Origin of the sequence: Idiomarina sp. Sol25, from assembly GCF_033052775.1 — a bacterium.
Classification (GTDB): Bacteria; Pseudomonadota; Gammaproteobacteria; order Enterobacterales; family Alteromonadaceae; genus Idiomarina.
Genome location: NZ_JAUPEW010000003.1, coordinates 122,444 through 141,231, shown reverse-complemented (window position 1 = coordinate 141,231; position 18,788 = coordinate 122,444). Strand labels below are relative to the sequence as shown.

The following is an 18,788-nucleotide window of genomic DNA, read 5'->3' as shown; positions in this document are numbered from 1 at the left end:
GCGTTTATCTATTCTACTCGGGTATTTCAGTCGCGTTCCAGTTAACAGCCTGCCAGCGACCGTCTCGCTCAATAAGAACGCCGGTATTGTAATAGTATTTTGTCACTTTGCCTTCTTCTTCGGCGGTTAGTGTGAAATTAAAAACCACAGTGTCACCAAATTGTTTTACGTCGATGTCTTCGGCCCCGTACCAAACTTTTACTTCTTCAGGGTCTTTAGCTTTGGCGTCTTCCATGCCGGACATAAGGTGCTCTTTACCAAAACGGTTCCCGCTGGAGCTGGTATAAGTGAGTTCTTCTGCCCAGAACCGGTCATGAGCTTTTGGAGAATTAATGCTGGCACCATACAAAAATGCTTTTACGGCTTTTGTGGTGGCTTCTTCGACACTTTCTTGGGCTAAACTTGTTATGCTGAATAAAAGCGTAAAAACGATCAGTAAGTATCGCATTAGTATCATTCCTTTAAGTTATGACGTTTTTTTCGATATGCTCTAAGCATATGGCAAGCTTTCATGTACAGCAAACAGGTTTATAAATGCTTATCAAACAAACGGAACTTCAGTTACGGGCTCGGTCGCGAGGCTTTCATCTTATTACCAGTGAGGTTGAGCAGGCCTTATCGCAGCTTGGGCAAGTTCAGGTGGGTTTATTGCATGTGTTTATTAGACACACCTCTGCGTCACTGACCATCAACGAAAATGCTGATCCAACAGTTAGGCAGGACTTTGAAAGTCATTTCAATGAAATGGTGCCGGAGAATGCGCCCTATTATCGCCATACGTTTGAGGGGCCGGACGATATGCCGGCGCACTTAAAAGCAAGCATTCTTGGTAGTAGTCTGACCGTTCCTGTGACAAATGGCCGTTTAAACCTCGGAACCTGGCAAGGTATTTATCTTTGCGAGCATCGGGAGCATGGTGGCGAACGCACCCTGGTTCTCACACTTCAGGGTGAGTACTAATTTTACCCGAAGCGTCCAATAACAAAAATAAGTGCCAGAGCGGCAACGATACAAACGATAGCGATAACGCCGTACTTATAAATACGCTGGTCTTTAATTTTAGTGGTCATGATTTTTTTCTATGGTGATAGCTTGCGCATTGCCCATAAACCAATGACTGGCCCCGGCAGCAAAAGCCAGGTAACCCACTCGTTATGTATAGACCACAAATTACTGGTTAGCCATATAGCCGGTAGTGTTAATGAAAATCCAATGGCATTCATTATGGCCAGTGCAGAACCAACATTTTCTTTTGGTGCAAACTGAGCGGCCAGTGCTGAAAATTGCGGGGAGTCAGCAATAACGGTAAGGCCCCACAACAGCAATAAACCCAAAAGTATCCAGGCGGTAAGTTCTGTCATTAAAGGGTATAGCAAACAAATGCTCCCAGAGCTGAATAATGCCAGTCTGGCAACGGTTAACCCTGCGAAGTGTTTAGTCAGTAAGCCACCGCCAATACAGCCCAGGCTGCCAATAGCAATAATGAAAAAGGCCATCCAGGGTACTGCGCTTAAAGGCAGGTTGAGAGCGGTTAAAGGCTGCAATACCAGCAATGGTGTTAACATCCAGAATGCGTATAGCTCCCAACAATGGCCGAAGTAACCGACAGCAACGGCTCTGAATTTGGGGCGTGTTAATGCGCTAAGGCCAGAACGGAACGTATGAGCTGAAGCTGTTGCCGGTAAATGGGGGCCGCTGCCGAGCCATCCTACTAACAGGCCGCCAAGCAATGCCAGTAACGAAGATACCAGTAGCGGGATCTGCCATGAAAAGTCCAGCGTTATGCCGCGCATGAGGTGGGGCAAAGCTGTGCCCAGAGTCAGCATTGCCAATAGCCAGGCAAGTGCACTGCCTGCATAGCGGGGTACCCAGGATATCACCAGTTTCATTCCCATTGGGTAAATTCCAGCTAAGCACAGCCCGGTTAAAAAGCGCAGCAACCAGGCCATACTGGCTATATCAACGGTAACGATAAAGAGTGCGTTAACGACTGCACCAACCATGCTTGAGAACAGGAAGATTTGGCTGGCTCGGTAACGATCCGCCAGCCCGGTTAATGCCAGTGTCAGAGTGCCGATAATAAAACCCAGTTGCACGGCCAGAGTTAAAGCGCCTAAGTCTGACTCTGTGAGTTGCTGTTCTGCCGATAAAGGAAGCCAGACACCGTTAATACTGAACCACAAGGACGTGCCCAGTAATTGAGAGAGAATAATTAAAGGTAAGGCGAGTTTCTGGTGCAGTTTGGTATTGCTTAGCATGGCGCCGTTAATTGCATCTTATAGGAGATTATTTTTTATTGGCCTTACATTACCTTAGTTAGTGAACTAACGCGACGTTAGGTTTTCTTCTGTGATAATTTACGTTGAAAACCCATTGTTAAGATAAAGAGCGATGTTAAAGAAAGCTGAAATCAACGAGTTAAAAATGGCGCTGACCTGGCCTGAAAATGCCGCCGAGTTCCGGCTGTGGTTTGGCGATAAAGTTCGGTATGGCAGCTCGGCGGATGCAATCTGGCAACAGATTAAAGGCAACGAACGCGGGACTTTTGCGTTTTATCAGAATGAAGAGCTGGTTGGTTTTGCTCAGGCTTATGAAAAAATCGAGAACGGTATTCACATAGCCTGCCTTATTGTTAACCCGAAAGTGAGAGGAAAAGGACTTGGCAGGGCTTTTGTAAAAGCACTATTGGAAAATGCCTGGGCGCAGGAGCAAGTAAGGTTTATTACATTGAATGTGTACCCTGAAAATACGCCAGCGCGGTCACTTTATAAAGATCTGGGGTTTCACGAGGTGGGTGAGAATAATGGCATGGTCTCTATGCAATTGGAGAGAGAATAATTCAAAAGGCTTTGCCCTGTATTTAAGATAAACTATCCATTATTGGTTACCATTAACCCCATGCATACGGACTTCTCATGACAGAAAATGAATTGCATCGACGTCGCTTAATTTCGGCAAAGCAGTCTGAAGAATCTATTGCCAAGATAGAAGGGCAAGGTTCGTATAAGTTGGCATTCGCTGACCATGAATTTTTACTGCAGGACAATTTGCGCGCGGTACGCTTGCAACTGGAATATTTAAAACCTCAGTTAACGTTAGAGAAGCATCAGATAGATTCAACCATTGTCGTTTTTGGCAGCGCCCGCTTTTTATCCCCTGAACAGGCGCGGCACGATGCTCGTGTGGCCGAGCAGGCATTAGCAGAAGATCCGGATAACGATAGTTTAAGAGGTAATTTAAAGCGCGCCCAGCGGGCATTAAAAAATAGCGCCTATTATCAGCAGGCAATGGATTTTTCGCGTATTGCGACTGAACATAACCTGAGGCACGATGAAGAAAATCTGATGATTGTTAGTGGCGGTGGCCCCGGTATTATGGAAGCTGCGAACCGGGGGGCAATGGAGGCCGGAGGCGAAAGTATTGGGCTGAATATAGTACTGCCCCATGAGCAACGCCCGAACCCATATATAACGCCTGAATATTGCTTTCAATTTCATTATTTTGCTATTCGCAAAATGCACTTTCTGCAACGAGCCCGTGCGTTGGTTGCTTTTCCCGGTGGCTTTGGAACACTCGATGAGTTATTCGAAACCTTAACCCTGGTACAAACGAAAAAGTCCGGGCCAGTACCTATCGTTTTGGTTGGTTCTGAGTTTTGGCGGCGTGCAATCGACTTTGATTTGCTGGTAGAAGAAGGCGCTATTGCAGAATACGACTTAGATTTGTTCCAGATTGTGGATAGTGCAGAAGACGCGTGGAAGGCTATTTGTCATTGTTATGATTTAAAGAACGGGAGCAAAGGTTAACTTGCTCCCGTTGCGCTTGGCGCTATTAAACCATCGGTTTTGTGCTCTTACCACTTTCGCCTGTTCGGCGCCACAAGCTGGTAATGCGCGCAGAGCGAACGATAAGCCAGGTCATAGCGAATAGGCCAAGGCCTAAACCAAGTGCTAACCAGCGGTTATAAATTGTTGCTGAATAAATACCGCCATTGCCAACTGGCACGACTTGTTGTGGCATTAACGGAAGGCCGTATCGCGTGGCCATATCTTTAATACCAATGAAGTGGATACCAGGAATGTCTTCTTGTAAGAAGTAACCCATTACGGTATCTACTGCGAAGGCGCGAGCCGGAGCATCCTCTTGAAGCCCAGATTTAAACATATCGTCAATTCCCGGAGGTCCAACGATAGTCGCGCCACCACCGACGTTAATGAAGGCTTTGTATTGACGGTCAGTTGAATATTCACGAAATATTGCAATACGATCAGCAACGGCTTCCTGATAGCTGGCAGGGTCAATAAAATTGATGTCTGCTCTTTTTATGGTATTTCGTATTGAGGTAATACCTTCTTCTGCAATACCGATACCCCGATCCTCAATACCTCCGATAGAAGCGTAAACGGGTTTTGAACTGAGTACGCCGGCTTCGCGAAGCTCGCGTTCCATATCAAGCCACAGGAAATTAGGCACGTTTCCACCCCATTGTGACGATGACGCAGATGCGATAATTACTGCTTCAGCCCCCATAGCTTCAATGGCTGAGTACACAGCGAGGTTCAGTGCCGGGAATGAGCCTGATACTGTAACTGCAACCAAGTCTCCTTCTTGCACACCAGCATCCGCCATTAACTTAACCGCAACTGCAGCCCAGTTAGGATTAACTGTTGTTTGCTTCGATTCACGCCCACCATGGTTAGTGGTTACAATGCTGTTTTCTAAGCCAACCAGGCCAGAACGTTGGGGATCGAATTCCGGGTTAATTGGCGCCAGTTGCGCGCGCAGTGGTTTAAGTACCTGCATACCTTCGCGCATTATTTTTGACGCATTGACCATGGTGGCGTAATTGTCATCAACAACGGGGTCACGCTGCTTAACATTTTCTGCTGCAACCATAACGATAACTGACAGCACGATAAGAAAAAGAAGTCCCCAGGTTGGTACGCCTGACGAACGCCAATAAATCTTTGTAAAACTACTCATGATTCGTCCTCCTGTTACCAGCCTGGCATCTGAAATGCTTGGCTTGCTTCGTACATTTGTAATGATTCCGGCATAATAATGATAAGGGCCAGACGGACCAGTACCGCTGTGACCGCAAGTCCACACAAAGTTTGCAGTACACCTTGCCGGTCAAACCAAATGGCAATAAGCCCGGGAATAATGTAACCAATGATGCTGCTTTCCATAATTGACATCATAAAGCTCGACTCAAGCGTGGCTATTTGAGCCTGAGCATCATCGCCGCCTGCAATCATTTGCAAATCTACCCAATTAACGAGGTTGCCAAGGAATAAATCCATCAAGCCGGCAATGAGATACCCAGTAAGAATCATAATAATGGTTTGGCGACGGCCATAGATAATAGCGAAGCTGGCAATAATTCTGACAATGAGATAGGTGATTAGCGCAGCAACAAGCGTGATAGCCAAGCTTAGAGGGTCAGTCAGCTGTAACGCAACATAACCAGGGACAACCAAGCCGCCAGCGGCCAAGCCCAAGGTTTGAGTCAGTAATAAGGTGAAAAATAGACCAACCCCAATGGCGACGGCAAGAATGTTTAATGCAATCATAGATCTTCCTCCTTAATTGCTCGGTTCTGGAAGAAACGAGCAACTTCTTCGCCACCACCGTGAATATTACACATGCCGACAACTAATGCGCTGCTGCCGGACTCTTCTAAAATTGTTTCAGTAATTTCGGTCATATGAGCATTTTCCATGACTAATAATTTTTCTGGGTCGAGGCCGTATTTGACGGCATTCCGAACAAAGATAAATGTACCTGACCCCATCAGCAGATACTTATCTGCCTGACTCCAATTAACGGCGTCTTCGGCCATTTGCTGAGAGCGGTGCGGACGGTCTGCCCGGCAGTTGATCAAAACAATCTTACGGCGGTCTTCGCCGTGTTTCTCCAGCATATTTTCCCAAATGCGGCCTGTAGACTCAGGGTCATTGGCTGCAAAGGCGTTAACGAATATAATTTCGCGTTTGAAGTAGTTAACGTGAAGAACCTGCATGGCTCCGGCTTCTGGCTCTAATGCAACCATGCCGCCCAACGCTTTCTCCCGTTCAACGCCAAGGTGCTCACAGACATTCAGAGCTAAAGCAACATTTTCGGCGTGCTCTGCGTAACGGAAACGCTTCATGGTGTCGTCGGTAATGGCGTTAACTTCTTCTTCGGTTACACCATGCAGTTCACTTTTACGGTCATTACATGAATGTTTAAATACATCGAGTAAGTCGCGTTCGGCGGTGAATAAGTCACCTTTAACGGGGGTGCTGCCTGCCAGAGCTAAGGCTACGTCGTTTTCACCCGGGCCCATAACATCTAAATGGTCGGCACGGGCATTGGTAATAACGCCAACGGTTGAGCGAACCATTCGCAATTCACTCAAAGACTGGTACTGTGGCTGCAGGGCCATACATTCCATAACCACAATTTCAGGCTTTAACGCTGCCATTCTTTTGAGCGTACGCATTTGCTCAATAATATTCGCACCGCTTATTCGGTAAATAGGAAATTCGCGACCATCCGGGTCAGTAATAGCTGCTGCAGAACCAGTTGTTTTAGCACAGATACGTTTGCCACCGCTGCGTAACCCTGCCGCAATTAATCGGGTAACGCTGGTTTTTCCCCGGGTACCATTTACATGAACTCGAACGGGAATTTTACGGACAAGTGCCCAATGGCGAACGGCCTCAAAAACGCCGGCTATAACCAGAACAACCCACAGTGCAGCTACAATAGCGAGCATGCTGGGTATTTCCACGGGAATCCTCCTGAAATAATTCGTTTAAAACGGGACTATCATTACAGAGTCCCCCTTAATAGTGCTATTGTTTTTAGGGATCTTTACAAAAGGGCAATTCAGGATGCTTAAAACACGAACAACAGAAATAAAATGGGGCATTATTTTTATTGTAGTGAGTATGTTGTGGGTATTAATAGCAAGGCTGGTTGGTCTTCATGACAATTACATTGCTTACCATTCAACTTACTCGAACTTCTTTGCGCTTATTGCTATCGCCATTTTTGTATTAGCACTTCGAGAAAAGCGAGAAAAAGATCTTAATGGATCAATGACCTGGATGCAGGGGTTTATCAGTGGCCTGATTGTAGCCATTATAGTGGCGATTTTAACGCCCGTTAGTCAGTGGATAACGCACGTTATTATTTCACCCAATTATTTTGAAAATATTAGCAATTTTGCTGTCAGTGAAGGTGGAATGGATGCTGAGCAAGCGGAGATTTACTTTACTTTAGGTAGCTATATTATTCAGTCGATGCTCTTTGCTCTTGTTATCGGCACCATTACGGCCGCATTAGTTGCGGTATTTATAAAAACACCGCAACTTGATGATCATTAATTCGTTTTTAAGATTGGCCGGAGCACGTCAGCCCGGCCATCAATGTCGGTGAGCAGCTCTAAATTGAGTAACTCTGCCAGCATTGGGTAAATATGAATGTTCTCAAACCGCTCAACTTGCTGGTTACTATTGAAGCCGGTTCCGGCTGCAACAAACAGGCCGTCCATATCGCGGGTGCCGTAATACCCGTGGGTGCCGCCGTCTGACCATTGCTCTCGCGGGCGTGTAGCGAAAGTGACAGGGGCATCTGTCGCTAACACGATGGAAGGCACCCGTGGGCTATTCACGAAGTGTCGCTGAGCCAACGCTTCTTCCGACTCAGTATAAAAGGGACCATCAGCCATTTGGTTCAGGCGCTGTCGGAGTGAGTCTACTTGCTCGTCCGAAGTTCCCTCATTTGCGTAAATGAGCAGTCGAGTTTGTGCATTCACAACGTTAAACAGCTCTTCATCAATAGTCAGCTCACTAACGTCAATCATCTTATCGGCTTTAATGGGTGCCATGCCGTGATCAGAAACCAGAACCAGGTTAACCGGCGCATCCACTTCCGTTTGCATTCGCTGCCATAACTTGCCAATAAGCTTATCAACGTGCTGAACTGCCCCTTTCACTTGTTTAGCGTCCGGGCCAAAACGGTGCCCCATGGTGTCAACGACAGAAAAATAGCCGGTAACAAGGCGTGGACGAGCTTTCTCCGGTAACTTTAACCAGTCGATGATTTGCTCAACTCTCTGGCGGTTAGGAACCGGGTGGCTGTAATGATAAAAATAACTGGGTGTCCGGCCATTAATTCGCGCATCGGACTCAGGCCAGAAAAAAGTCGCTGCTTTTACGCCCTGAAATTCGGCAAGGTTCCACAATGGCAAAGCGGTTATCCAGCTACTGTCCTTTAAGCCATCGCCCATGCTGTATTTTTGCTGGCGCTCGGTATCGTAAAAGTTATTATCGACCAGGCCGTGATGAGTAGGATAACGGCCGGTGATAATAGACAGGTGATTTGGGAACGTCTTTGACGGATAAACAGGAATAAGTCCTTTACTGCGCACGCCGCTTTTAGCTAATTCTGCAATGTTTTTGGCATTATGTTTTTCAATATAATCGTGGCGAAAGCCATCAATTGAGATAAGTACCACAGTTTGCTCATTACTTTTTCCGAAAGTAAATGACGAAAAAAGAACAAGGCAGACAGCTAAAAGCGTTCTCATAGTAATTTCCGGTATCCGACTTTAGACCTTTTTAACAAATTCAGATTTCAGTTTCATTGCACCAATACCGTCAATTTTACAGTCGATGTCATGGTCACCATCAATTAAGCGGATATTTTTAACTTTGGTACCGACTTTAACCACCGAAGATGAACCTTTAATTTTAAGATCCTTAATGACAGTGACAGTATCGCCGTCTTCCAGTGGCGCACCATTGGCATCGCGATAAGTTGGTGCATCGTCAGCTACTTCTGGCTCGTTTTCAGACCATTCGTGTCCGCATTCAGGACAAATTAATAAGGTGCCATCGTGGTAGGTGAAACTTGAGTTGCACTCAGGACAGGCTGGAAAATCGCTCATGTCAGATCCTTTTGAGGAGATGAAAGCAGGCGATTATAGCCTGTCAGAGCTGTTGGTGCACTAGACAAAAATTAGTACCACTAGCGTTGTGACAATGGCCAGCAAAATATTCAGTACCAAACCTTCTTTTGCCATGGCTTTTATAGTGACTCGATTAGACGCAAAAACAATAGAGTTTGGCGGTGTGGCGACCGGCATGCAAAAGGCACAACTGCAGGCAATAACCGCAGGTATCATGAGTAACTCGATAGGTAACTCAAGTGCCGTTGCCGTGGCTGCCAGAATGGGCATAAGTAAGGTAGCCGTTGCTGTATTGGAGGTTACTTCTGTAACGAAGGATACGGTCAGGCTCAAAACAAAAATCAGTAACCACAATGGCAGGGCGTCTAACGCAGTGAGAGACTGACCAATAAGTTCGCCAAGCCCACTTTCCATAACGCCGCGGGCTAAGCAGATACCACCGGCAAACAGTAGCAAAATGCCCCAGGGAATATCTCTCGCCAACGGCCAGTTTAACAATTTTTCGTTTTTAGCATTCCCGGATGAGATAACGAACATAGCGACAACTCCGGCCAGAGCGACGGTCGCGTCATTGAGGCTGCCAGTACCAAGTACGCCAGTCCAGCCGCCAAAGGGAGCGGTACGTGTTATCCATAAAAAGACAACAATACCGAATACTATCAATACGCGTTTTTCGTAAGTTGTCATTTCACTGGTGGTTGGCAACTCAAGTGGCTTTGACAGTTTGACGTTACGCGTTAGCCAAAGTGCGATAATAGGTAAGCCTAGCAGAACCATGGGTAAACCAATGCCCAGCCACCGGGTAAAACTGAATTCCGCGCCGGTAATATTTTGGTAAATAGATGCGAAAATCAGATTCGGTGGTGTTCCTACTAAAGTCGCGACGCCGCCTAGCGACCCGGCATAGGCCAAACCCAACAGCAGAGCTCGTTGAAAGTCCTTGTCGTCACTGGCATCGGCAAGTGCCAATGCAACGGGTAAAAGTGCCAGCACACCGGCGGTGTTCGATATCCACATAGAGAGAAAAGCGGTTGCAGCCATGAAGGAAATAACTACTTTGCGACCATTGTCTGCACCAATTCTGGCAATCAAAGACAGAGCCATGCGTTTATGAACACCGCTGGCTTCAACGGCTTTGGCCAGCATGAACGCCCCCATAAACAACAAAATGATGTTGTCACCTAAAGCGCCTGCGGCGGTTTGTGTGTCGATAACCCCAAACGTTGGAAGCAATACAAAAGGCAGTAACGAGGTGACAGGTAAAGGAATGCATTCGGTTACCCACCACCAGGCCACCCAGACCACAGTGCTCAAGGTTAGCGCGGCGGGTAACGGCATGTTTGCCAGCTGTGTTGTGAGTAATACAATAAGGGCGGTTATTGGGCCCAGTGCTAAATGTTTCATTAAGCGGTTGTCACATCCTTTTCATCTTTTACCCTGTAAGATAATAGAGAAGTGGCTGAATCACCAACGAAAGAATAAAAGGCAGTCTATGAATCAACAACTTGCGCGTTCTACCTCGCTGGCGGGCGCTATTGTTTTAGGGCTGGGTTCCATTTTAGGCACGGGCGCTTTCGTTAGTGTCGGTATTGGTGCCGACATTGCCGGTGGCGCTGTTGTATGGGCAATTCTTATTGCGGCGGTAACGGCCTTATGTAATGGCTTGTCTTCGGCTCAGTTAGCTTCAGCACACTCAGTAAGCGGCGGAACCTATGAATACGGCTATCGGTTCCTGACTCCGGCTTATGGCGTAACGGCCGGCAGTTTATTTGTAGTAGCAAAAAGTGCATCAGCGGCAACAGCCGCGCTGGCGGTAGGTTGGTATGTGACGAACACCTCGGCAATACCGTCATATTTTGCACAATGGATAGCGGCTGCGGTGTTGGTACTATTTACGTTATTAGTATTGGGTGGCGTTAAGCGCACAAACCGGGTTAATGCAGTCATTGTTACGGTGAGCATCGTGGCTCTGTTGGCTTTCATTATTAACGGACATCAACAAACTTCCCTTGTTGTTGAGCGGGCTTCGGTAGAATGGTGGCACGTTTTGCAGGCGGCAGCTCTGCTTTTTGTTGCCTACACAGGCTACGGACGTATTGCCACCATGGGTGAAGAAGTACAAAACCCGCGCCGGGTTATTCCTCTGGCCGTTGTTTTAACTCTGGCGGTTGTGACGCTTCTGTATTTAGGGGTTGGTAGCGCTCTATTGCACTTTCCCAGCATAGCGGACTTTCAGGCGGAGCATTTCTCCCTGGCACGTTTGCTGCCGAGCGGACCAATACAATGGTTGGTAACCCTTGGCGCGGTGGCTGCTATGGGCGGAGTTATCCTGAACTTAATTTTGGGCGTATCGCGGGTGGTTTTGGCCATGGGGCGCAGGGCCGATTTGCCGATGCGCTTTGCTAACTTAAACGACCAGCAAACATCGGCGCCCCCGGCAACCTGGCTAACTTCTATTGTCATGCTGGTGCTGGTCGCAATTGGTGATATAAAGACCGCATGGTCGTTCAGCGCCTTTACGGTTTTAGTGTATTATGGCATCACGAATTTAGCGGCGCTGAAAGTTGCAAAAAGTGATCGTTTTTTACCCAAGTGGGTATCCATACTAGGTTTAGTCAGCTGCCTTGGGTTGGCCGTTTTTGTTCCCTGGCAAGTGTTGTTGTCAGGGCTTATTTTTATTGTCGTAGTTCTGCTGATACATCAGCTGAGACGCTAAGAGGTAACCATGCGAGATATTGTTATTCTGCACGAGAATGAAGAGTGGCTGGTGCCGCTAAGAGCAGAGTTTGAAAAGCGCGGCGTAGAAGCCAAAGAATGGTTTCTGGATAAGGGAGTTATACCTTTTTCCGAGCTTCCGGAAGATGCGGTTTATTACAACCGTATGAGTGCTTCCTCGCACACGCGGGGCCATCGGTTTGCACCGGAACTGACTCGCATGGCGTTAACCTGGTTGGAAAATAGTAATAGAACCGTGGTTAATGGCACCCGGGTGCTGGCGCTGGAAGTGTGTAAGCTGTCGCAATATGCGGCGCTGCAAAAAGCGGGGCTTAATGTACCTAAAACACAAGCTGTGGTGGGGAAAAATCTGCTGACAGAGGCCGCTGAGAAGTTTGCTGAGTGGCCACTGATTTTAAAGCCTAATCGTGGAGGTAAAGGTTTAGGCGTCATGAAGTTTGATGATGTCGCTGGCTTGGAGAACTACCTAAACAGCGACGATTATGAAGAGCCGTTAGACGGTATCTGGCTGTTACAGGAATACATTCAGCCAAAGCAGCCGCATATTACCCGCAGTGAGTTTGTCGGGCAGAAATTTGTTTACGCGGTTAACGTTAATACTGAGCAAGGCTTTGAGTTATGCCCTGCCGATGTGTGCAGCGTGGATGATGCATTTTGCCCAACCACTGAAGCGTCTGCTGATGGAAATCAACCCAATAAATTCACTATTACGCAGCGTTTTAATGACCATGAAATTATTTTTGCGCTGGAAGCCTTTTTGAAAGCCAATGATATCGATGTGGCCGGCATTGAATTTATTGAGGACGAAAAAGGCGAGTTGTACGTTTACGATGTGAACACCAACACCAATTATAATCAAAGTGCGGAGCGTGAAGCGGGTGTTAAGAAAACAGGCATGGGCGCGTTAGCGGATTACCTGATTAGCTTAGCCCAATAAGGTGACTCAAAAAAAATGGCCCCATAAAAATGGGGCCATAACAAATCCAGGGAGGGATTAATTTTTAGAAAGTGTATTCCACACCGAAAGAAGCGGTTTGAGGTTTGTTCGGACGTGCACCATGTGGTGAACGAGCAATAATCTTCTGCTGATCGAACAGGTTCTCAACTTTGAAATAAACCGCCATGTTGTTGTTCATTTCGTAGCGGCTGACAAAGTCGGTGACAAAAACAGACTCCGTTTTGTCAAAGCGGCTGTTGCTTCGGTTACAGCCGGTGCTGACGCACATTTCGTCAGCGTATTTGGCGACAACATAATTTACCCATCCTTGCTGGTTATCGAGCGCAATACGCATACTGAACATGTTTTGTGGAATGTCAGCTAACTCGTCGCCGTCAAGGTTATCGAGGTTGTCTTCGCTAATTTCACCCTTGGTATAGGTGTAAGTAACATCAATAGGTATTAAGAAACTTCCTGCTTCAAAGGTATTGCTCGCCTGGAATTCCAAACCGCGAACGACTGATTCACCCAATACGTAGTTGCCTGATTCAGCGCCGTTGTCACATGGGTTAGCAATTGAACATTGTTGTGTGGTGTCGCTAAAGTCGCTATAGAAACCAATGGCTTCTGCAAAGAATGAACCTTGGTTAAAACGAACACCGGCTTCGTAGTTATTACTGGTTTCTGGCTCCTGGAAGCTTTTCGCACCGCCGCCTAAAGGAGAAAAGCCTTTATGTGCACCAGCCAGTACCTGCCAGTTTTCGTTCACGTCATACGTGAAGGATACGCCCGGCAACCATTCGTTGCTGTCGTTTGAACGCGCGCTGTCCAACTGTTCGCGTGCTGTATCCGCAAACTGGTTACGGTAAGACTCTACGTCTTCATAACGCAGCGCTAAGTGTACGTTCAGATTCTCGGTTGCCTGCCATTGATCCGTTAACCAGAAACTGATTGCGTCTGCGCCTTCTAGACGGTTATTACCGCCGGTAGGCATAATTTCGCCTTGGTAAACGAGGCTACCGTTAACCTGATCATAAATTTCAACTGGCTGGAAACGATCCATCTCGTCGCTGTGATCGCGAACACCCACTTCCAGGTCATGAGCCCCTAAAGCAAACTGAGCATTGGCTTCAATGCCTTTAGATTCATAAGCACGGTTGTTGTTTTTGTAGTTTAACCCGGCTTCGTCCTGAGTGCCTCGCAAAATAGCTAATGCCTCGGCGTCACCGTTGTTAGCCGCACTGACGTATGCATTGCCGCCATCCAGTTTGAACCAGTTACGGGCATAGTCGTTGTAGTAGCCTAAAATATTTAAAGTCAGATTATCAGTGGCTTCAAATACATAGTTTAAGCTGTAGCCCTTGTGCGAGTTATCCATCTGATCAATTTCAGAAAGTCCATAACGACGATTTTCATTTTCAGCAAAATCGGTGTCAGTCAGGCCAAGATAGGTTTCATTTGAGATTTCTTCTGAATATTGAACTTTGGCCAACAGGCTCTGGCGCTCGCCAGTCCACTGCAGTTTTGCAACGTAGTCTTCAATATCAAAACCGGCATCGCGACTGCTTCGATCAATTTCTTTGAAACCGTCGCTGCTGCGTTGCACTGTTTCTAATAAAAAGCCCCATGGACCTTCAGTGCCGCCCACATGAGCGTGAATATCACGGCTGCTGTTCTCACCAAACTGAGTCAGAACCTGGCCACCAAAGTCTTCCGGAATAGGTGTTGTCACCAGGTTTAAAACGCCGCCGGTTGTTTGTGGGCCGTAACGTAGCAAAGGCGCACCTTTTAACACTTCAACCGATGACATACGGAACGTAGTCGGGAAGTAGTAGGCGGCCGGGTTTGAATAGGGAGCCGGTGCTATCATGACGCCGTCTTCCATCAGTGTGACCTTGCTGACACGTCCGGCTGAAGCAGCACGAATGCCGATGTTAGGGCGCAGACCCTGGCCGTCCTCTTCACGAACATAAACACCCGGGATGGTTTTCATTAACTGGTTGATATCGCTCGGCACCTCAATACGCATCTGTTCTTCGTCAATAACGGCGCTGGAGCCGGCAACATTGCGGGCGTCTGTTTTACTGCCAATAATTTTGATTTGCTCGATATCAGTATCGCCGCTAGCGTTATTGGCCATAGCGGGAGCTGCGAGAGCGGTCAGTATGGTGCTGGCTAAGATCGTCTTTTTCATAACGTATTCACTTCACCTTTTTTGAAAAGTTATTTTAGATTAATTAAATTCGATGGGAATAGTAATTAAAATAAGAATGATTCGCAATAATCTTTTTAAGATTTTTGATCCAGCTCTTTACTCTGGTGTTCCTCCGGAAGATTTGAAAAAGACTTGGAAGAATTAATGCAATTACCCGTGCGATCTATAGAATTCTAACTTAATGGTAAAAAATATAAGGATGGCAAGAATGCTTGCGATACATATGAAAGGAAGTGTCTCTGTTCTCGTTGTAATGCTGCTGTCAGGTTGCACTCTGTTAACTTCGGAAGAGCAAGTGCCGACATATTATCAGTGTGGTGCAAGTGAACTTAGCGTACTGCCAAAAGATCAAGGTGTGCTGTTAAGTTATGGGTCACAGCAGGAGGATTTACTGCAGACCGTTAGTGGTTCTGGAGCCCGTTACTCAAATAATAAAGAGCCGTTAACACAGTTTTGGAGTAAAGGTAATGAAGCCGATATTATCTGGCGCGGCCAGGAAATGCCGCTTTGTGTCGAGCAAGGCACTTTACCTAAACACTTTACGGCGAGGGGCAATGAACCTTTCTGGCAAGCGGCGGTAAATCCACAGCATATGGCGCTGACGACTCCTGAAAGCGAAGCAATTATTGACTTAGCCGCAGCGCAGGTTGTTTCTGAACAACCTTATGAATGGCGTATTGAGTCGACGAGCGATAAACATCTTATTGTTATTGACAGGCTATGTCGGGATTCGATGAGTGGGCGTTTATATCCTTATCAGGTCGATTTGCAGGAATCTGATCGTATGTACTCTGGCTGCGGTGGTGACAGTGAATGGTTGCTCCAGGGGGCTACCTGGGAGCTCTCCAAGTTTGAAGGGCATGCGATTAACTCTAGGCCAGCAACCATTCAGTTTTTAAAAGACAGCCAGCTTGTCGGTTTTAATGGTTGTAATCGTTATTTCGGGAACTACAACATGGGTGGCGAACTTGCTCAAATTCGTATTACCGGAAGCACGAAAATGGCATGCAGTGGCGAGGCTAACGAACTCTCGCAAGAGTTCAGAAGTGCTCTGGAGCGAGTTTATCAAGTGAACATTGATGATAAAGGACGCTTGATACTGAGCACTCGCGGGGGCCGTCAAATGACATTTAAGCAGCAGAGCGAATAAAGGTAAAAGGGCGCCAGCATGCAATTGAAAAAGTACACAGATTACGGCCTGCGGGTTCTTATGTATCTTGCCGCAAAAGAGGATACGAAGCTTGCCACTATTGATGAGCTGAGCGGCATATTCAATGTTCCCCGCAATCATTTAAATAAGGTCGTCCATCAATTGGGCAAAGAAGGTCTAATTGAAACGCGTCGTGGTAAAAACGGTGGTTTCCTGTTAGCGGTTGAACCGGCCGATATTCGGCTGGATAGAGTCATACGCCGGCTGGAGGGTGATGAGTACTGGGTCGACTGCCATAAACCCGAGTGTGCTATTTTCCCTGTTTGTGAGCTGAAAAATGTAATTAACCAAGGGAAAGAAACTTTCTACAATTCTCTGTCAGGCTACACTCTTGCGTCATTAGTGAGTAATGATGCACAAATTCGAGAGTTTTGGGGGGCCGCTATTCCGGTAACTATCGACAAAGACTGACTTTTGGTCTCAATGTCAGCCGCTATCGTTGCATTTGGGTAGGGTTCGGAGTATCAAAGAAGAACAATAACTAGAATGAATATAAGGGGAAACCATGTTGAAAAAGATAGCTATCGGATTGACTGTTGCCTTAGCCGGGCATTCTGCTCAAGCCGATGAATGGCTGCATTGCGGAAACGTTTTTGATAGTGAAAGTGGCCGTCTGGCCGGAGAGCGGTATATTGAAGTCACGGATAATAAAATCACCGCTATAAGAGTGAACAGCCCTGGTGGTGCTTCGTCAGTTACAGACTTAAGCTCTCATACCTGTTTGCCTGGTCTTATTGACTTACACGTACACCTTGACGGTCAGTCGGGGCCGAACTCATACATAAAACAGTTTACTGAAAATCCGGCCGATCTCGCTTTAACGGCTCAACATTATGGGATGAAAACTTTGCATGCCGGCTTTACCACCGTAAGAAACCCGGGTGACTCCCACAACGTGACTATTGCTCTGCGCGATGCCGTCAACTCCGGTGTCGTTGATGGTCCCAGAATTTACTCTGCGGGCAAGTCGCTGGCAACGACAGGGGGGCATGCTGACCCTACTAATGGTTGGAAAGAAGAACTTATGGGGCGTCCCACGCCAAAAGACGGTGTCATTAATAGTGCGGCGGGTGCCCGCGAGGCAGTACGCCAGCATTATAAAGATGGGGCTGACTTCATCAAAATAACCGCGACCGGTGGTGTTTTAAGTATGGCCAGCAGCGGTGATAACCCACAGTTTACCGAAGATGAATTAAAAGCTCTGGTGGATATTGCCAGCGATTATAATTTTCACGTTGCAGCCCATGCTCACGGCAAAGCCGGTATGTTACGTGCTGTAAAAGCGGGTATCACCTCGGTGGAACATGGCACTTACATGGATGACGAAGTCATTGCCGCTATGAAAGAACATGGTACTTATTTGGTTCCGACAATTCTGGCAGGTAAGTTTGTTGCGGAGAAAGCTGAGATCGACGGCTATTTTCCGGATGTGGTCAGACCCAAAGCCCGTGCCATAGGACCTAAAATTCAGAATACTTTTGTAAAAGCGTACAAAGCTGGAGTGAATTTCGCTTTTGGCACCGATAGTGGTGTTTCAGCGCATGGTGATAATGCGCTTGAATTCCAGTACATGGTAGAGGCCGGTGTATCAGAAGCTGAGGCAATTCAGTCAGCGACTAAAACGGCAGCGAAAATACTTAAGAATGACAATATTGGGCATCTTGAAGAAGGTAAATTGGCCGATATTGTCGCTGTAAAAGGAAATCCGCTGGAAGACATCACGGTATTACAAAGTGTGAGCTTCGTGATGAAAGACGGCAAGGTGTATAAGCATCAGTAAGGCACCAGGAAGGGTTAGTCGAAACGAACTGACCCTTCCAGCTTCAGTGAGCTGTGATCAGCACTGCGCACTTCGTATTTGGTTTTATCATCTTGCTTTGATGCCCATAGTTGCACCCGTGCGGGAAGAATAACGGGGCGCTTAAAGGTAACGTCGATATAAGTTACTGGTTTTTGCTGACGCTGCTCGAGCTCAGCCTGAGCTCTTGCCATCATATACATGCCGTGAATAATTGGTTTTTCAAAGCCAAACCAGCGTGAGACCAGTGGATGCAAGTGAATTGGGTTAAAGTCGCCGGAAATGCGTGCATAGCGTCGGCCCATGCCACTGCCTAATTGCCAGTGACTGAGATTTTCCCAGCCAGCTTCCGGCTCAAATGTTTTTATCGGAGGCATCGATTTTTTCGTTGTTCCAGTATTTTGTCCGCTCATTACCTGATAAACGCTGGAGCAAGTTGCCACTTTCTCATTATTTTGCCAGAACTCAACCACGAACTGGGGGCGCAGGCGACGCGGAGAAACATCAGGGCCGCGCTTAGGTACTTTTACTCTGGATACCAGCTGAAAAGGCGCTTGCGCAGAAATGACCTGATGACGCTCAATTTTATTGCTGACATGAACTAAACCAGGCGCAGGCCAGGGAAAGCTGTCATCGAGCATTTGCGATAAATGAGCTCTTTGCGCGATGCAGTACAGCATGGCCAGAGGGACGTCACTGACGAAACCACCGAATGACTGTTGATAACGGCTCAAATGCTTAGCTGTTGGCGCAGGAATTGAGTACTCTTTGAGCAAAGTTTCAGATTCTGCTGCTGATTCATCGCTGCGTTGTAACGTCAACAGAGAGCGCAATAACATGCTGGGCATCGGGCTTAGCTTTTGCGGGCTTGTATCAACACGTTCCATAGTGATAGTTAAACTCCATACTGACAATATGGCTATTCTCTCACAT

At 47.1% G+C, this 18,788-nt stretch carries 19 protein-coding genes; 9 read left to right on the top strand and 10 right to left on the bottom strand.

Features of this window, described 5'->3' with window-relative positions; genetic code table 11:
- Positions 1–13 precede the first annotated feature (13 nt).
- Positions 14–448 (bottom strand): nuclear transport factor 2 family protein, encoded by a 435-nt coding sequence (locus tag Q5L94_RS06595; protein ID WP_317497656.1) that lies wholly within the window; start codon positions 446–448, stop codon positions 14–16.
- An 86-nt stretch (positions 449–534) separates the two neighbouring features.
- Between Q5L94_RS06595 and Q5L94_RS06590 the strand changes: the two genes are divergently transcribed.
- Positions 535–960 carry a secondary thiamine-phosphate synthase enzyme YjbQ gene (locus Q5L94_RS06590; RefSeq protein WP_317497655.1) on the top strand — a complete coding sequence of 142 codons (426 nt, stop codon included), beginning with the start codon at positions 535–537 and terminating at the stop codon, positions 958–960.
- Between the two features lie 119 nt (positions 961–1,079).
- On the opposite strand, the gene Q5L94_RS06585 is transcribed toward Q5L94_RS06590, so the two are convergent.
- On the bottom strand, positions 1,080–2,258 hold the full coding sequence (locus tag Q5L94_RS06585) for an MFS transporter (protein WP_317497654.1): 1,179 nt from the start codon (positions 2,256–2,258) through the stop codon (positions 1,080–1,082).
- Positions 2,259–2,391: 133 nt separating this feature from the next.
- Here Q5L94_RS06585 and Q5L94_RS06580 point away from each other — a divergent pair, with 133 nt between their 5' ends.
- Together Q5L94_RS06580 and Q5L94_RS06575 are read left to right on the top strand one after the other, a co-directional pair.
- The gene (locus Q5L94_RS06580) at positions 2,392–2,838 is read left to right on the top strand and encodes a GNAT family N-acetyltransferase (protein WP_317497653.1); all 447 of its coding nucleotides are present in this window, start codon (positions 2,392–2,394) and stop codon (positions 2,836–2,838) included.
- A 77-nt stretch (positions 2,839–2,915) separates the two neighbouring features.
- Positions 2,916–3,806 carry a TIGR00730 family Rossman fold protein gene (locus Q5L94_RS06575; RefSeq protein WP_317497652.1) on the top strand — a complete coding sequence of 297 codons (891 nt, stop codon included), beginning with the start codon at positions 2,916–2,918 and terminating at the stop codon, positions 3,804–3,806.
- A 25-nt stretch (positions 3,807–3,831) separates the two neighbouring features.
- On the opposite strand, the gene pgsW is transcribed toward Q5L94_RS06575, so the two are convergent.
- From pgsW to pgsB, 3 genes are read right to left on the bottom strand one after another with little or no spacing between them, the layout of a single operon-like run.
- On the bottom strand, positions 3,832–4,983 hold the full coding sequence (gene pgsW, locus Q5L94_RS06570) for a poly-gamma-glutamate system protein (RefSeq protein WP_317497651.1): 1,152 nt from the start codon (positions 4,981–4,983) through the stop codon (positions 3,832–3,834).
- 14 nt (positions 4,984–4,997) lie between these two features.
- Positions 4,998–5,573: a poly-gamma-glutamate biosynthesis protein PgsC gene (gene pgsC, locus Q5L94_RS06565; RefSeq protein ID WP_317497650.1), complete on the bottom strand. Its 576-nt coding sequence runs from the start codon at positions 5,571–5,573 to the stop codon at positions 4,998–5,000.
- Positions 5,570–6,775, bottom strand: a complete 1,206-nt coding sequence (pgsB, locus tag Q5L94_RS06560) for a poly-gamma-glutamate synthase PgsB (protein WP_317497649.1) — start codon at positions 6,773–6,775, stop codon at positions 5,570–5,572. Before pgsB ends, pgsC begins: the two co-directional genes overlap by 4 nt.
- 103 nt (positions 6,776–6,878) lie before the next feature.
- Between pgsB and Q5L94_RS06555 the strand changes: the two genes are divergently transcribed.
- A complete protein-coding gene (locus tag Q5L94_RS06555) occupies positions 6,879–7,373 on the top strand; it encodes a DUF4199 domain-containing protein (protein WP_317497648.1) in 495 nt (164 codons plus the stop codon).
- On the opposite strand, the gene Q5L94_RS06550 is transcribed toward Q5L94_RS06555, so the two are convergent.
- The 3 genes from Q5L94_RS06550 to Q5L94_RS06540 are packed head-to-tail and all read right to left on the bottom strand — an operon-like array spanning position 7,370 to position 10,363.
- On the bottom strand, positions 7,370–8,578 hold the full coding sequence (locus tag Q5L94_RS06550) for an ectonucleotide pyrophosphatase/phosphodiesterase (protein ID WP_317497647.1): 1,209 nt from the start codon (positions 8,576–8,578) through the stop codon (positions 7,370–7,372). The genes Q5L94_RS06555 and Q5L94_RS06550 overlap by 4 nt on opposite strands.
- Positions 8,579–8,599: 21 nt before the next feature.
- A complete protein-coding gene (locus Q5L94_RS06545; protein WP_317497646.1) occupies positions 8,600–8,938 on the bottom strand; it encodes a zinc ribbon domain-containing protein YjdM in 339 nt (112 codons plus the stop codon).
- Positions 8,939–8,998: 60 nt separating this feature from the next.
- A complete protein-coding gene (locus tag Q5L94_RS06540) occupies positions 8,999–10,363 on the bottom strand; it encodes an SLC13 family permease (protein ID WP_317497645.1) in 1,365 nt (454 codons plus the stop codon).
- A gap of 88 nt (positions 10,364–10,451) precedes the next feature.
- Between Q5L94_RS06540 and Q5L94_RS06535 the strand changes: the two genes are divergently transcribed.
- Positions 10,452–11,675 (top strand): APC family permease, encoded by a 1,224-nt coding sequence (locus tag Q5L94_RS06535; protein ID WP_317497644.1) that lies wholly within the window; start codon positions 10,452–10,454, stop codon positions 11,673–11,675.
- A gap of 9 nt (positions 11,676–11,684) precedes the next feature.
- Complete coding sequence (locus tag Q5L94_RS06530; protein WP_317497643.1) at positions 11,685–12,632, top strand: alpha-L-glutamate ligase; 948 nt, start codon at positions 11,685–11,687, stop codon at positions 12,630–12,632.
- A gap of 64 nt (positions 12,633–12,696) precedes the next feature.
- Here Q5L94_RS06530 and Q5L94_RS06525 read toward each other — a convergent pair whose 3' ends face one another.
- Positions 12,697–14,826, bottom strand: a complete 2,130-nt coding sequence (locus Q5L94_RS06525) for a TonB-dependent receptor family protein (RefSeq protein WP_317497642.1) — start codon at positions 14,824–14,826, stop codon at positions 12,697–12,699.
- 229 nt (positions 14,827–15,055) lie between these two features.
- On the opposite strand from Q5L94_RS06525, the gene Q5L94_RS06520 reads away from it, so the two are divergent.
- The 3 genes from Q5L94_RS06520 to Q5L94_RS06510 all read left to right on the top strand — a co-directional run bounded on the left by Q5L94_RS06520 (position 15,056) and on the right by Q5L94_RS06510 (position 17,837).
- On the top strand, positions 15,056–15,997 hold the full coding sequence (locus Q5L94_RS06520) for an META domain-containing protein (RefSeq protein WP_317497641.1): 942 nt from the start codon (positions 15,056–15,058) through the stop codon (positions 15,995–15,997).
- Positions 15,998–16,015: 18 nt separating this feature from the next.
- A complete protein-coding gene (locus Q5L94_RS06515; RefSeq protein WP_317497640.1) occupies positions 16,016–16,468 on the top strand; it encodes an Rrf2 family transcriptional regulator in 453 nt (150 codons plus the stop codon).
- A gap of 94 nt (positions 16,469–16,562) precedes the next feature.
- Positions 16,563–17,837 (top strand): metal-dependent hydrolase family protein, encoded by a 1,275-nt coding sequence (locus Q5L94_RS06510; protein ID WP_317497639.1) that lies wholly within the window; start codon positions 16,563–16,565, stop codon positions 17,835–17,837.
- 14 nt (positions 17,838–17,851) lie between these two features.
- On the opposite strand, the gene Q5L94_RS06505 is transcribed toward Q5L94_RS06510, so the two are convergent.
- The gene (locus Q5L94_RS06505) at positions 17,852–18,742 is read right to left on the bottom strand and encodes a MaoC family dehydratase (protein WP_317497638.1); all 891 of its coding nucleotides are present in this window, start codon (positions 18,740–18,742) and stop codon (positions 17,852–17,854) included.
- Positions 18,743–18,788: the final 46 nt, after the last annotated feature.

Excerpts from the sequence above, each read along its gene's own strand:
- Q5L94_RS06595 (WP_317497656.1), bottom strand. The coding sequence starts at position 448 with ATGCGATACTTACTGATCGTTTTTACGCTTTTATTCAGCATAACAAGT.
- Q5L94_RS06590 (WP_317497655.1), top strand. The coding sequence starts at position 535 with ATGCTTATCAAACAAACGGAACTTCAGTTACGGGCTCGGTCGCGAGGC.
- Q5L94_RS06585 (WP_317497654.1), bottom strand. The coding sequence starts at position 2,258 with ATGCTAAGCAATACCAAACTGCACCAGAAACTCGCCTTACCTTTAATT.
- Q5L94_RS06580 (WP_317497653.1), top strand. The coding sequence starts at position 2,392 with ATGTTAAAGAAAGCTGAAATCAACGAGTTAAAAATGGCGCTGACCTGG.
- Q5L94_RS06575 (WP_317497652.1), top strand. The coding sequence starts at position 2,916 with ATGACAGAAAATGAATTGCATCGACGTCGCTTAATTTCGGCAAAGCAG.
- pgsW (WP_317497651.1), bottom strand. The coding sequence starts at position 4,983 with ATGAGTAGTTTTACAAAGATTTATTGGCGTTCGTCAGGCGTACCAACC.
- pgsC (WP_317497650.1), bottom strand. The coding sequence starts at position 5,573 with ATGATTGCATTAAACATTCTTGCCGTCGCCATTGGGGTTGGTCTATTT.
- Q5L94_RS06555 (WP_317497648.1), top strand. The coding sequence starts at position 6,879 with ATGCTTAAAACACGAACAACAGAAATAAAATGGGGCATTATTTTTATT.
- Q5L94_RS06550 (WP_317497647.1), bottom strand. The coding sequence starts at position 8,578 with ATGAGAACGCTTTTAGCTGTCTGCCTTGTTCTTTTTTCGTCATTTACT.
- Q5L94_RS06545 (WP_317497646.1), bottom strand. The coding sequence starts at position 8,938 with ATGAGCGATTTTCCAGCCTGTCCTGAGTGCAACTCAAGTTTCACCTAC.
- Q5L94_RS06540 (WP_317497645.1), bottom strand. The coding sequence starts at position 10,363 with ATGAAACATTTAGCACTGGGCCCAATAACCGCCCTTATTGTATTACTC.
- Q5L94_RS06535 (WP_317497644.1), top strand. The coding sequence starts at position 10,452 with ATGAATCAACAACTTGCGCGTTCTACCTCGCTGGCGGGCGCTATTGTT.
- Q5L94_RS06530 (WP_317497643.1), top strand. The coding sequence starts at position 11,685 with ATGCGAGATATTGTTATTCTGCACGAGAATGAAGAGTGGCTGGTGCCG.
- Q5L94_RS06525 (WP_317497642.1), bottom strand. The coding sequence starts at position 14,826 with ATGAAAAAGACGATCTTAGCCAGCACCATACTGACCGCTCTCGCAGCT.
- Q5L94_RS06520 (WP_317497641.1), top strand. The coding sequence starts at position 15,056 with ATGCTTGCGATACATATGAAAGGAAGTGTCTCTGTTCTCGTTGTAATG.
- Q5L94_RS06515 (WP_317497640.1), top strand. The coding sequence starts at position 16,016 with ATGCAATTGAAAAAGTACACAGATTACGGCCTGCGGGTTCTTATGTAT.
- Q5L94_RS06510 (WP_317497639.1), top strand. The coding sequence starts at position 16,563 with ATGTTGAAAAAGATAGCTATCGGATTGACTGTTGCCTTAGCCGGGCAT.
- Q5L94_RS06505 (WP_317497638.1), bottom strand. The coding sequence starts at position 18,742 with ATGGAACGTGTTGATACAAGCCCGCAAAAGCTAAGCCCGATGCCCAGC.